At 70.1% G+C, this 12,740-nt stretch carries 13 protein-coding genes; 9 read left to right on the plus strand and 4 right to left on the minus strand.

Annotated features, from left to right (window positions below; translation table 11 throughout):
• Nucleotides 1-21 precede the first annotated feature (21 nt).
• The 4 genes from WS96_RS27020 to WS96_RS27035 all read left to right on the plus strand — a co-directional run bounded on the left by WS96_RS27020 (nt 22) and on the right by WS96_RS27035 (nt 3,121).
• Nucleotides 22-951 carry an AraC family transcriptional regulator gene (locus tag WS96_RS27020; protein ID WP_059836735.1) on the plus strand — a complete coding sequence of 310 codons (930 nt, stop codon included), beginning with the start codon at nt 22-24 and terminating at the stop codon, nt 949-951.
• 126 nt (nt 952-1,077) lie between these two features.
• Nucleotides 1,078-1,845: an AzlC family ABC transporter permease gene (locus WS96_RS27025; protein WP_059836737.1), complete on the plus strand. Its 768-nt coding sequence runs from the start codon at nt 1,078-1,080 to the stop codon at nt 1,843-1,845.
• On the plus strand, nt 1,842-2,180 hold the full coding sequence (locus WS96_RS27030; protein ID WP_059824226.1) for an AzlD domain-containing protein: 339 nt from the start codon (nt 1,842-1,844) through the stop codon (nt 2,178-2,180). The genes WS96_RS27025 and WS96_RS27030 overlap by 4 nt, the downstream gene beginning before the upstream one ends.
• Before the next feature lie 164 nt (nt 2,181-2,344).
• Entirely contained in the window at nt 2,345-3,121 is a 777-nt protein-coding gene (locus WS96_RS27035; protein ID WP_059779728.1) for a DUF4088 family protein, read from the plus strand.
• A gap of 127 nt (nt 3,122-3,248) precedes the next feature.
• Here the strand turns inward: WS96_RS27035 and WS96_RS27040 are convergent, their stop codons facing one another.
• A complete protein-coding gene (locus WS96_RS27040) occupies nt 3,249-3,650 on the minus strand; it encodes a hypothetical protein (RefSeq protein WP_059836739.1) in 402 nt (133 codons plus the stop codon).
• A 266-nt stretch (nt 3,651-3,916) separates the two neighbouring features.
• On the opposite strand from WS96_RS27040, the gene WS96_RS27045 reads away from it, so the two are divergent.
• The 3 genes from WS96_RS27045 (at nt 3,917) to fumC (ending at nt 7,210) form a co-directional block, all read left to right on the plus strand.
• The gene (locus tag WS96_RS27045) at nt 3,917-4,135 is read left to right on the plus strand and encodes an RNA-binding S4 domain-containing protein (protein WP_027783904.1); all 219 of its coding nucleotides are present in this window, start codon (nt 3,917-3,919) and stop codon (nt 4,133-4,135) included.
• 139 nt (nt 4,136-4,274) lie between these two features.
• Entirely contained in the window at nt 4,275-5,663 is a 1,389-nt protein-coding gene (norM, locus tag WS96_RS27050) for a multidrug efflux MATE transporter NorM (protein ID WP_034206747.1), read from the plus strand.
• Between the two features lie 152 nt (nt 5,664-5,815).
• Entirely contained in the window at nt 5,816-7,210 is a 1,395-nt protein-coding gene (gene fumC / locus WS96_RS27055) for a class II fumarate hydratase (protein ID WP_059836741.1), read from the plus strand.
• Between the two features lie 46 nt (nt 7,211-7,256).
• On the opposite strand, the gene WS96_RS27060 is transcribed toward fumC, so the two are convergent.
• Together WS96_RS27060 and WS96_RS34160 are read right to left on the minus strand one after the other, a co-directional pair.
• Nucleotides 7,257-7,769: an acyl-CoA thioesterase gene (locus WS96_RS27060; RefSeq protein WP_023475851.1), complete on the minus strand. Its 513-nt coding sequence runs from the start codon at nt 7,767-7,769 to the stop codon at nt 7,257-7,259.
• A gap of 129 nt (nt 7,770-7,898) precedes the next feature.
• Nucleotides 7,899-8,039 (minus strand): hypothetical protein, encoded by a 141-nt coding sequence (locus WS96_RS34160; RefSeq protein ID WP_179949987.1) that lies wholly within the window; start codon nt 8,037-8,039, stop codon nt 7,899-7,901.
• 187 nt (nt 8,040-8,226) lie between these two features.
• Here WS96_RS34160 and WS96_RS27065 point away from each other — a divergent pair, with 187 nt between their 5' ends.
• Nucleotides 8,227-8,934: an ArsR/SmtB family transcription factor gene (locus WS96_RS27065; RefSeq protein WP_059836743.1), complete on the plus strand. Its 708-nt coding sequence runs from the start codon at nt 8,227-8,229 to the stop codon at nt 8,932-8,934.
• Nucleotides 8,935-9,096: 162 nt separating this feature from the next.
• Entirely contained in the window at nt 9,097-11,655 is a 2,559-nt protein-coding gene (locus WS96_RS27070; protein ID WP_059836984.1) for a DUF6600 domain-containing protein, read from the plus strand.
• A gap of 100 nt (nt 11,656-11,755) precedes the next feature.
• On the opposite strand, the gene WS96_RS27075 is transcribed toward WS96_RS27070, so the two are convergent.
• A complete protein-coding gene (locus tag WS96_RS27075; RefSeq protein WP_059836744.1) occupies nt 11,756-12,727 on the minus strand; it encodes a thymidylate synthase in 972 nt (323 codons plus the stop codon).
• Between the last annotated feature and the right edge of the window lie 13 nt (nt 12,728-12,740).

A 12,740-nucleotide genomic window follows, 5' to 3' on the forward strand; every position in this document is an offset into this window, starting at 1 on the left:
CGACCGCTCCCGCGCCCGATCATGCCCGCCACCCGCCTTCCCGATTCCGCACGCTACTGGCGTACGCCGCTCGTGCCGGACGCGGATCTCCTCACGGCCACCTATCGCGATCACGCGTTCGCGCCTCACTGGCACGACGCGTACACGATCCCCGTGATTCTCGAAGGCGCGGAACGCTTCACCTATCGCGGCACCGGTCATGTCGCCGAAACGGGCACCGTGCCCGTGATCAATCCCGGCGAAGTCCATACGGGGTCGCGTGCCGCCGACGAGGGCTGGTGCTATCGCGTCAGCTACATGCCGGTCGAATTCATCCGCGAACTCGCCGGTTCGATCGCGGGCCGCCCGCAGGAGGCGCCGTGGTTTGCGCCCGACGTGATCCGCGACGCCGACCTCGCGGCCCGGCTCGCGCTCGCGCACCGGATGCTGGAAGCCGGCAGCGAGCGCGCGCTGTCGTCGCATGCGGCCGGGCAGCGGGCAGGCGCTTCGGCGGCAGGCGACCCGGCGGCCGACGGTCCCGCCACCGGCGCGCCGCGCATCTACGATCCGCTCGCCGCCGAAACCGCGATGCTCGACGCGCTGTCGACGCTGATCGCGCGCCACGCCGACGTGCGACCGCAGCCGGTGCCGCTCGCGGCCGACGAACCGCGTGTCGACGCGATGCGCGAGCGGCTCGCCGCCGATCTGACGGGCGCGGTGACGCTCGACGATGTCGCGCAGGCGGCCGGCCTGTCGCCGTTTCACGCGGCGCGCCTGTTCACGCGTACGGTCGGCATGCCGCCGCATGCATGGCGCAACCAGTTGCGGCTGCAGCGTGCACTGGCGCCGCTGCGCGCGGGCATCCCCGTCGCCGATGTCGCGGCGGCCAGCGGCTTCGTCGACCAGAGCCACTTCACGCGGCATTTCAAACGGATGTTCGGTGTGCCGCCCGGGCGCTGGCAGGCAAGCTGACGCGCGGCTTCCCGCAGCCGTCGGCTGCGCCTGCGCCCCGCGCCGGCCGACACGCGAACCGGCGCCGCTGCGGCGGGCGCAAGAACATACAAGCCGGCTCGCCACCGGCCCGCTATCCTCCCCCTCATGGAGGAGCGCTTCTTGAACGAGACACCCGCATCGCCCCCGCGCCGCCCGCTCAACGAATGGCTCGACGGCGCACGCGACACGATTCCGATGATGATCGGCGCAGCACCGTTCGGCGTGATTTTCGGCACGCTCGTCGGCGGCGGCCCGCTCGCCGCCTGGCACGGCGCGCTGATGTCGCTCGCGGTGTTCGCGGGCTCCGCGCAGTTCATCGCGCTCGGCCTGATCGCCGGCAGCGCGAGTTTCGCCGTCGTGCTCGCCACGACGCTGATCGTGAACCTGCGCCACCTGCTGTACAGCGCGACGCTCGCGCCCTATGTCGCCCACCTGCCGCTGCGCTGGCGCGCGACGCTCGGCGCGTTGATGACCGACGAGGTGTTCGCGGTCGCCTACGGACACTACCGGCACTACCCGCCCGGTACGATCGGCCCCCACTACTTTTTCGGCTCCGGGCTCGCGATGTACCTGAACTGGCAGGTCTGGACGCTCGCGGGCATCGGCTTCGGCACGGCATTCCCGGGCCTGCAGTCGCTCGGCCTCGATTTCGCGATGGCGGCGACCTTCATCGCGATCGTCGTCCCGCAGCTCGGCACGCTGCGCTACTTCTCGGCGGCCGCCACGGCCGGCACGCTCGCGTACTTCTGGCAGGGCTGGCCGTACAAGCTCGGGCTGCTCGGCGCGGTCGCCGCCGGCGTCGCGGTCGGCCTCGCGCTCACGCTGCTGCACGATCGCACGCGCGCCGGCTCCCGCCCGGAGGCGGCATCGTGAGTTACGCGCTGCTGATCCTCGGGATGGCCGTCATCACGTATGCGATCCGCTCGACGCTGTTCCTGTTCGGCGAGCGGCTGACGTTCCCGCCGCTCGTGCGGACCGCGCTCGGCTTCGTGCCGGTCACCGTGCTGACCGCGATCATCGTACCGATGACCGTCTCGCCGCACGGCGGCACGGCCGAGCTGACCTGGCGAAACCCGCAGCTCGTCGGCGCGCTCGCGGCCGTGCTCGTATCGGCCGCGACCCGCCGCCCGCTCGTGACGATCGCCGCCGGGCTCGCGGTGTTCTTCCTGTGGCAAGGGGTCGTACTGCCGCACTGGCCGCCCGCCTGAGCGCGGGCTGCGTCGCGCGCGCGCTCAAGTTTCCGCCCGGTGCGCCGATATAGGAGAGGAAGACCCGCCACCGGCCCCGGCGCGCATCGGTCGGTCGACGCCGTGCCCCGTTCCCGGTGCGCCGCGCCGGCGCCGGCTTGCGCGGGCCGCCATCGAGACGATTCATGGGCCAGATCACCCTTTCCCTCAAGGACGACACGCTCGAGTCCCTGCGCAAGGACTACGATGCGTTCGTCCGCGTGTCGCTGAAACTCGACCCGCAATTCGCGACGCCGTCGTTCGAGGATTTCCTGCGCGCCAAGCTGCTCGACAACATGGTGCCGCTGACCGAGCACGCCGTGCAGCGGATGCTGCAGGGCGGCCAGTACGCGTGGGCCAAGCGCACGCTCGACAAGGAATTTCCGGACGTCGTCGCGATCCTGATGCGGCAGGCCGGCGAATTCGGCTTCGGCTTCGCGTCGCGCTCCGAATGGACCCCCGACGAACTCGCGAAGGCATGCCGCGACTGGGCGAAGGCGATCGTCGCCGAAGCGCAGGGCGACGCGTCGCTGATCGACCCGCTCGCGTCGCAGATCAAGAGCGCGGCGCAGGACATCCAGACGCTCGAGGAACTGATGCAGACGCCTGCGTGGCGGCTCGCGGAATCGCTGCGGCAACGGATCTACGAGGCCAAGCTCGCGTGCGAGATGAGCGTCGGCAGCACCGCGCGCGACAAGCTCGGCGAACTGCGCGGGCTGCTGCGGCTCGGGCTCGCGCACGGCTCGTTCCAGAAGCAGGAAGCGCAGCAGATCATGGAATACCTGCGGCTGCTGAAGCCGGAGATCTTCGTCGAGGAACCGTACGACGTCTTCGCGCGCCTGGCCGCGTGGCTTCGCAGCGTGTTCACGCCGGCCGTCGCACGGCCGGCCCAGGGACAGGGGCAAGGCCAGCGCCGGCCCTGACCGCGCTCGTCCCGCGCAACGCATCCCCCCACGAAAACGGCCCGGTCGCGCGAAGCGAACCGGGCCGCCTGACGATTGCCGTCGCGACGCGCCATCCAGGCGCGCGTCGCGACGGCGTCGGACACGCTTACTGCGTGGCGCCCTGCGCCGATGCACCGCCCTGCGCGCCGACCGATGCGCCGCCTTCGGTCGCCTCGTCGGCTTTCGCCTTGGCCGAGCCCGCATGGCCCTTGGCCGACTTCGCCGCATGCTTCGTGTGCTTCTTGGCCGAATGAACGGCCGACAACGTCGTATCCTTCGCGCCATCGGCCGCCGCGCCGACCGCATCGGTCGCACCGCCCGTCGCATTGCCCGACGCGTTCGCGCCGGCGCCGCCCTGCGCGCCCGCACCGACACCTGCCGCCGGCGTCTGCGCCTGCACGCCGGCACCGGCTGCGCCTTGCGCCGTCGTGCCCGTCTGGGCGAATGCGGCCGAAGTAGCGAACGCCGTCAGCGCGGCACCGATCAGCATCGTACGAATCTTGGACATGGCAATTCTCCTCAAGAAGTTGTGCGTCCGGACCGCAGCGATGCGGTCCGTCGCGTCCCCGCCGCAACACGCAGCAGGTACGACAGAAGACCGGCCGCCCGCACGGCCGGTTCGCGAATCTCTCAGACTGTTACCCACCGTTTCATTTGCTGACGAATCGCTCACAGTCCTTTACATCCACCGGCGGCCACCCGCGCTCGCGTGCGGGCGCGCGGTGCCGTATGATGCGGAGCGTTTCCTCCCGCGCGTCGCGCCCCTTCCTCGTCATGCCCAATCTGGATTTCACGCTGACCGGCGAATACGTCGAGCTGCACAACCTTCTCAAGATCACCGGCCTCGCGGACAGCGGCGGCACCGCGAAGCTGATCGTCGCGTCCGGCGCCGTGAAAGTGGACGGCGCGATCGAGCTTCGCAAGACCTGCAAGATCCGCGCGGGCCAGGTCGTGCTGCTTGGCGACACGCGCATCGCGGTACGCGAGGCCTAGCGCCCGCGGGGGGTTCCCCCTGACCGCAACATGGCCATCGGCGCGCACGTTCGACACGGTACGAATAAAGCCGTAAGCTAGCCGTCTCTCAAAATAAATACATATAGCGCGGGCCCGCACCCGCGCGAGCGCCCATTCCATGTCGCATTCCGGTCTTACGAGGACGGCCGCCGCGCCGCCGTCCCTGTCCAGTCATGCCGCCGATACCGCGCGCCTCGCCGCGCCGCTCGCGATCGCGCAACTTTCCCAGATGGCGATGAGCGTCACCGACACGGTGCTGCTCGGTTCGCTCGGCCCCGATTCGCTCGCGGCGGGCGGGCTCGGCGCGAACTTCTTCTTCGTCATCGTGACGATCCTGCAAGGCGTGCTGTCGTCGGTCAGCGTGAGCGTCGCGCATGCGCGCGGCGCCCAGGCCGAGGATCGCGTGCCGCACATCTACTGGACGGGCTTCGCGCTGTCCGTGCTGCTCGCGATTCCGGCCATCGTCGCGCTGTCGCTTGCCGAACCGATCCTGCTGATGTTCCACGAGCCGCCGCTGCTCGCGCATCACGTCGGCGAATACACGGGCATCCTGCGCTTCGCGGCGCTCGGCAGCCTGATCGGCGTCGGGCTGATGCGCGCGTTCCTGCCGGCGATCGGCGCCGCGCGGCGGCTCCTGTGGGTGTCGATCGGCGGCGTCGGCGTCAACGGCGTGCTGAACTACGGGCTGATCCACGGCGCATTCGGGCTGCCGCGCCTCGGCTTTCTCGGTTCGGCCGTCGCGACGACGATCACGATCTGGCTCACCGCGCTCGCGCTGATCTGGCTGCTGCACGGCCGGCAGCGCTTCCGCCATTTCGTGACCGCGGCGCGCCCGAAGCTGCCCGTGATGGGCGAGTTGATCGGCATCGGCTGGCCGGTCGCGATCACGTACGGGGTCGAATCGACGCTGTTCCTCGCCACCGGCCTCACGGTCGGCGTGCTGGGCGCGACGTCGCTCGCCGCGCACCAGATCGCGCTGAACGTCGCGTCGGTGTCGTTCATGGTGCCGCTCGCGATCGGCCAGGCGGCCAATGTTCGCGTCGGCTACTGGATCGGCGCGGGCTCGCCCGTCGCCGCGCGGCACGCGGGCTTCGTCGCGCTCGCGCTCGGCGTCGGCTTCATGTCGCTGTCGGGCCTCGTGATGATCGTCGCGCCGCATACGATCGTCGGCCTGTACCTGCACCTCGACGACCCGGCCAACGCGGCCACGGTGTCGCTCGCCGCGTCGCTGCTCGGCATCGCCGCGGTGTTCCAGATCGTCGACGGCATGCAGACCGTCGCGTCGGGTGCGCTGCGCGGCCTGAAGGACACGCGCATCCCGATGCTCGCCGCGACCTTCGGCTACTGGGGCATCGGCTTCCCGACCGGCTACTGGTTCGCATTCCACGCGGGCCTGGGCGCGCGCGGCCTGTGGTGGGGGCTCGCGGCCGGCCTGGCGAGTGTCGCCGCACTGATGGCATGGCGCTTTCATCGCAAGACCACCTCGCTCATCGCGACGGTGCGCTAGGCGCGACACGACGCAAAATCGCGGCCGGCGCTATGCTTGTCGATAGCCATCGAGACGCCGCACGAGCGGCGCGACTGCCTCACGATACGTCCGATTACGTCTGACGCCGCGCGACGGCGCGCGGCCTTTCCCCTTTCCTGGAGGAGTGCATCATGAACGAAGCAGTTCGGATGGAACGCGACACGTTCGGCGAGATCGCCGTGCCGGCCGACCGGCTCTGGGGCGCGCAGACCGAGCGCTCGCTGCAGAATTTCCGGATCTCGACGGAGAAGCAGTCGCCCGAGCTGATCCACGCGCTCGCGATCGTCAAGCGCGCCGCGGCGGCCGTCAACCAGTCGCTCGGCGTGCTCGCCGACGACAAGGCGCGCGCGATCATCGAAGCCGCCGACGAGATCATCGCCGGCCAGCATCCGCGCGAGTTCCCGCTCGCGGTGTGGCAGACGGGCTCCGGCACGCAGACCAACATGAACCTCAACGAGGTGATCGCGAACCGCGCGAGCGAGCTGATGGGCGGCGAGCGCGGCGAAGCGCGCAAGGTTCATCCGAACGACGACGTGAACCGCGGCCAGTCGTCGAACGACGTGTTCCCGACCGCGATGCACGTCGCGGCCGCGTATGCGATCGCCAATCACCTGCTGCCGGCGCTGCGCACGCTGCGCGCGACGCTCGACGCGAAGTCGAAGGCGTTCGCCGACATCGTGAAGATCGGCCGCACGCACCTGCAGGACGCCACGCCGCTCACGCTTGGCCAGGAGTTCTCCGGCTATGTCGCGCAGCTCGACCACGGCATCCGTCACGTCGAATCGGCGCTGCCGCACCTGTACGAGCTCGCGCTCGGCGGCACCGCGGTCGGCACGGGGCTGAACGCGCATCCGGAGTTCGCGGTGCGCGTGGCGGACGAGATCGGCCGGTTGACGAAGCTGTCGTTCGTAACCGCGCCGAGCAAGTTCGAGGTGATGGCCGCCGCCGACGCGCTGGTCTTCGCGCACGGCGCGCTGAAGACGGTCGCGGCCAGCCTGATGAAGATCGCGAACGACGTGCGCTGGCTCGCGAGCGGGCCGCGCTGCGGGCTCGGCGAGCTGTCGATTCCGGAAAACGAGCCGGGCAGCTCGATCATGCCGGGCAAGGTGAACCCGACGCAGTCGGAAGCCGTGACGATGCTGTGCTGCCAGGTGTTCGGCAACGACGTCGCGGTCAACGTCGGCGGCGCGAGCGGCAATTTCGAATTGAACGTGTTCCGGCCGATGATCGCGCACAACGTGCTGCAGTCGGTGCGCCTCCTCGCCGACGGCGCGCAGAGCTTCAACGATCACTGTGCGGTGGGCATCGAGCCGAACCGCGCGCGGATCGATCTGTTGCTGAACGAATCGCTGATGCTCGTGACGGCGCTCAATCCGCACATCGGCTACGACAAGTCCGCGCAGATCGCGAAGAAGGCGCACAAGGAAGGCACGACGCTGAAGGCGGCCGCGCTCGCGCTCGGCTACCTGACCGAGGCGGAATTCGATGCGTGGGTGCGCCCCGAGCAGATGATCGGCACGCGGTAACGGCAGGACGGCGGGCGCGGCGCAGATGGCGCGGCGCCCGCGGCACTCAGACGGTGCCCTTCGCGACTTCTTCCGGCTTCATCTCGACGATCTTGTCGAGCGCGGCCCGCACGTCGGCCGCGTATTTCGCCAGCACCCGCTGCTCGTCGGTTTCGGGTACGAACGGCGGCACCGGCACCGGGTTGCCGTTCTCGTCGACCGCGACGAACACGACGAGGCAATCGGTCGTCTGACGCAGCACGCCGCCCTTCGGATCGCCGGCGTGCACCGACACGTGGATGTGCATGCTGGTACGGCCCGTCGCGACGACGCGCGCCTTCAGCTCGACCAGATTGCCGACCAGGATCGGACGCTGAAAACGGATGTTGCCGACGCTGACCGTCACGCAATAGCGGCTCGACCAGACGGCCGCGCACGCATACGCGACCTCGTCGATCCACTTCATCAGCGCGCCGCCGTGCACCTTGCCGCCGAAGTTCACGGACGAAGGCTCGGCAAGGAAGCGGAATACGGTTTCGGTGCGGTCGAGGGCAGCCGGCACGGGGGACGGTTGAGGCATTGTTCTGGCTCCAGGCGGCAGGGGCGCCGTCATCGGGCCATTATACGTTGCACTGCGGCAATACGGCGCGGCAAGCCCCGCGTGGCGGGGCTGCGGCGGCCATGCCGGCTCGCGCCGGACCGGCGCCGGTCAGCGGCGTACCGTGACGCCCTGGTCGATCGTTCCGTACATCTCGATACTGCCGCCGCGCTCGCCGGTCGGGCCCGCGCCGCCGGGTGCACACGCCGCGCACACGAGCGCCGCCGCCAACACACAGAAAATCGTCTTCATCGTTGCATCGCGTCTCATGCGGCGGCCCGCTGCCGCCGCGTCCGGCCATTCTACGCGTGCCCTGCAACGGGCTGCGGTTCGGTCCGCGCGGGGGCGGCACCGCTGCATCCGACATTTCATCCGAAAGCGAAACATCGAATGCGCATCCGGACTACACTGCCCTCATCCCGCTCGACGAGACACGACGATGACCGATCAAGACGACCACCATTTTCCGGGCCTGAGCCGCATCGGCGCGCTGATCGCCGATCCCGGCCGCGCCGCGATGCTATGGGTGCTGATGGACGGCAGCGCGCGACCGGCCGGCGAACTGACGATGATCGCGGGGCTGTCGCCGTCCGCGGCCAGCGCGCACCTCGCGCGCCTGACCGAGGGCGGCCTGCTGGCCCTCGACGTGCGCGGCCGGCATCGTTACTACCGCATTGCGTCGGCCGACATCGCGGCCTCGCTCGAAGCGCTGGCGAACGTCGCCCGCGCGGCCGCGCCGCATCGCCCGGTCCCGCCGCCGTCGCGCACGGTCCCGGCCGAGCTGCGCTACGCACGCACCTGCTACGACCACATGGCCGGCGAGCTCGCGGTACGTATCTTCGACGGTCTCACCGAGCGCCGCTGGCTGCTCGCGAACGGCGACGCGATCGAGGCCACCGAACTCGGCACGCAGGCGCTCGCGCAATGGGGCATCGACGTCGCGCAGCAACGCACGCGCCGGCGCCGCTTCGCGTGCGGCTGCCTCGACTGGAGCGAGCGGCGTTCGCATCTCGGCGGCGCACTCGGCGCGGCGCTGCTCGACAGCTTCTGCGCGCACGGCTGGATCGAGCGCGCCGACCGACCGCGCGTGCTGCGCGTCACGGTGCCCGGACAGCAGGTTTTCGACGCGTGGCTTACGTCCGCTTGACGCCGGCATTGCAGCTGCACGACAGCGGCGCGCGATGGACAGGTTTTGTTACATCGCGTGCCATTCGACTTACAAAACACCGTGCCTTGAAACAGGCCGAGCGGATATTGTGAACTGGACGGCACGAATCGACGCGCCGCGATCACAACGATGACGCTCACCATGGCCTCCCTCTTCACGCTCAAGCGCACCGCCCGCTACACGCTGCTCGCGTTCGTCGCGCTGGCGGCGCTGCCACCGGCCTTCGCGCAATCGGCCGATGCGCCGCCGAACCTGGCCGCGGCACGGCAACCGGGCGGCGATCCGCCCGGCCGCGTCGCACGGCTCAATTACCTGTCGGGCGCCGTGACGACCGAACCGGCCGGCACCGATACGTGGTCGTACGCGGCGGTGAACCGGCCGCTGACGACCGGCGATCAGCTCTGGAACGATGCCGGCGCGCGCTCGGAGCTGCACATCGGCTCGACCGCGGTGCGGCTCGGCCAATCGACGAGCCTGTCGGTGCTGAACCTCGACGACACGACGACGCAATTGAAGGTGGGGCTCGGCACCGTGTCGACGCACGTGCGCGATTTGCCGGCCGGCGGATCGTACGAAATCGACACGCCGAACCTCGCGCTCGGCATCGCCGGCCCCGGCGACTATCGCGTCGATGTCGCGCCGAACGGCGCGAGCACGACGGTGACGGTACGTAGCGGGAGCGCGACCGTCTACGGCAGCAACGGGCAGTATCCGCTGTCGCCGGGGCAGCAGGTGGTGTTCACCGGCACCGACCTGCAGGTCGCGCAGCAATCGGCCGCACCGGCCCCCGACACGCTCGATCAGTGGGCCGCCAGCCGCGACGCGGCCGAAGCGCGCTCGGTGTCGGCCCGCTACGTGTCCCGCGACATTCCCGGCTACCAGGATCTCGACGCGAACGGCACGTGGCGCGAAACCCCGAATTACGGCGCGGTATGGGTGCCGAACGACACGCCGGCCGATTGGGCGCCGTATCACGACGGCCACTGGATCTGGCAAGCGCCGTGGGGCTGGACCTGGGTCGACGACGCGCCGTGGGGCTTCGCGCCGTATCACTACGGCCGCTGGGCGTACGTGGACGACAACTGGGCCTGGGTGCCCGGCCCGATGGTCGTCGACCAGCCGCCCGTCTATGCGCCGGCGCTCGTCGCGTTCGTGGGCGGCGGGGGCGGCGGCGGTTCCGACTGGAGCGTCGCGCTCACGGTCGGCGGCGTCGCCGCGGCCGGCTGCGCATGGTTCGCGCTCGGCCCCGGCGAGCCGTGGCATCCGGGCTGGGGCGGCTGGAGCCCGCACTACTACGACCGCGTCAACCGCAACATCGTGGTGAACAACGTCAACGTGAACAAGACCGTGAACGTGACGAACATCACCAATATCACCAACATCAACAAGACGTACGTGAACTTCCGTGCGCCGCACGCGATCACGGCCGTGCCGGCCACTGCGTTCGTGCACGGCCAGCCGGTCGCGCACTTCTCGCAGCACGTCGATCCGCAGCAATGGCGCAACGCGCACGTCACGCCGGGCACGCCCGGCATCGCGCCGGTGCGCCAGAGCTTCACCGGCGGGCTGCGCAATGCCAGCTACCGCCCGCCGGCGGCGATCGCGCAGCATCCGTACGTCGCGACACGCAACCCGGCCGTCCCCGCCGCCTATCGCGATCAGGCCGCCGCCCACCTCGCGCAGCAAGGCGGGCGCGTACCGGGCGCCGGCGCGCCCGTCGTGAAGACGAACGTGCCGGCCGACTATACGGCTCGTCCGGTCCGCGTTCCGGGCCAGCCGCCGGGCGGCGGCGCATGGGCGATGCACAACGTGCAGCTCGTGAATCCGCACGGCCCCGTCGTGCAGCCGGCCCACGCGTCGCGCGAAGGCCAGCCGGCCGGCGAGCAGGCCGCGCGGCCGGGCGCGCCGACGCCGGGCATGTCGAATGTCGCGCGGCCGCCGAACGGCGAAAACCCCAATGCACCGCGCTTCGCCAACGGCGGCACGCCGCCGGCACCCGGCAACCCGATGCCGCATCAGGCGTTCTCGCCCGGCAACGGCGTCCCGCATCCGCCGGGCGCGAACAACGTTCCGGCCGCGACCGGCAACGCACACGCGGCCAACGCGCCGTCGCCCGTGTGGATGCAGCCGCACACGCCGATGGCGCGTCAACGCGCCGACTCGCCGACCGCACTGCACGCGGCAGGACAGAATGCGCTGCCGCCCGTGCGCAGCGCCGCGGCGCCGCATCCGGACGGCGTGCCGACGCCGCAAGGCGTACAGCCCGGCGGCCGCAACGAAGCGCCGCGCGCGCTGCCGCAACCGCGGGCCGACGATACCGCGCAGATTCAACAACCGCGTCCGCACCCCGACTTCCAGACGCCGGCCTGGCATGCGCAGCCTCAGCCGCAACCGGAACGGGCCGCCCCCGCGCCGCAACCACGCCCGGACTTCGCTCAACCGGCGCCGCATCGCGAGGTCGCGCCGCCGCGCGTGAACGAGTACCGTCCGCCGGCGCCCGCGGTGCACGACGTGCCGCGTCCGCAGCCGCAGGCGCCGCACATGGAGCCGCGACCGCAGCCGGCGCCCCGCATGGAACCGCGCCCGTCGATGCCCGCTCCCCGGATGGAACCGCGGCCGCAGCCGGCGCCGCACGTCGAGGCGCCGCATCCGGGCAATCCGCCGCCGCAGGGCGGCCACGAGGAGCGGCATCGCCAGTAAGGGCAGCAAAGATGAAACAAAAAGGCTCGACCGGCCAATACCGGTCGAGCCTTTTTTGCAGGGTATGGATCGACGAAACCGTGCGGCCTCGCCCGCGCGATCAGACTGCCATCGGCGCGGTCAGCGGCTCGTGGTGGCGATAGCCGACGAGCGAGAAATCGGACGGCTCGACCTGCTCCAGCCATTCGGGCGCATAGACGCCCGTTTTCGCGTACTCGGGCACGCGCTCGGCAATCTCGAGCCGCGGGCTTTCGTACGGCTCGCGCGTGAGCTGCTGCTGCAGCATGTCGAGCTGGTTCTCGTAGATGTGGGCGTCGCCGATGAAATACGTGAACCAGCGCGGCGTGTAGCCCGTCAGCCGGCCGACGAGCGACAGCAGCGCAGCCCCTTCCGTCAGGTTGAACGGCGTGCCGAGACCGACGTCGTTGCTGCGGATGTACAAGCACAGCGAGATCTCGCGCTTCGTCGCGTTCGGCAGGAACTGGTACAGCAGATGGCACGCGGGCAGCGCGATCTGGTCGAGCACGGCCGGATTCCACGCGTGAAACAGGATGCGACGATCGGACGGGTTCTCCATGATCGTGTCCAGGCACTGGCGCAACTGGTCGATCGCCTTGTACAGCAGCACCTTCGGCGCGCCATCCTCGTCGAAACGCGTGACGATCCGGAAGCCGCGGCGCGTCGCGTCGGCGATCTGCGCGTCGGCGCTCGCATCGAGCACCTTGTAGCCGGGCCACTGGCGCCATTGCACGCCGTAGACGTCGCCGAGATCGTCGACGCCCTGGCGATACGGGTTCGCGAGCCACTGCGCGTTCTCGTTCGCGTTCGCATCCCACACCTTGCAGCCGAGCGCACGGAAATCGGCCGCGCTGCGCGACGCACGCAGGAAGCCGACCAGCTCGCCGATTGCCGACTTGAACGCGAGCTTCTTGGTCGTCACGGCCGGAAAGCCTTGCTGCAGATCGAAGCGCAGCATCGCGCCCGGCATGCTGATGGTGCGGATCCCCGTGCGGTTCTCCTGCCAGGTGCCGGTATCGAGAATGGTACGAACGAGATCGAGATACTGTTTCATGCGGGTTCCTTCG

Origin of the sequence: Burkholderia sp. MSMB1835 (genome assembly GCF_001526365.1) — a bacterium.
Taxonomy (GTDB): Bacteria; Pseudomonadota; Gammaproteobacteria; order Burkholderiales; family Burkholderiaceae; genus Burkholderia.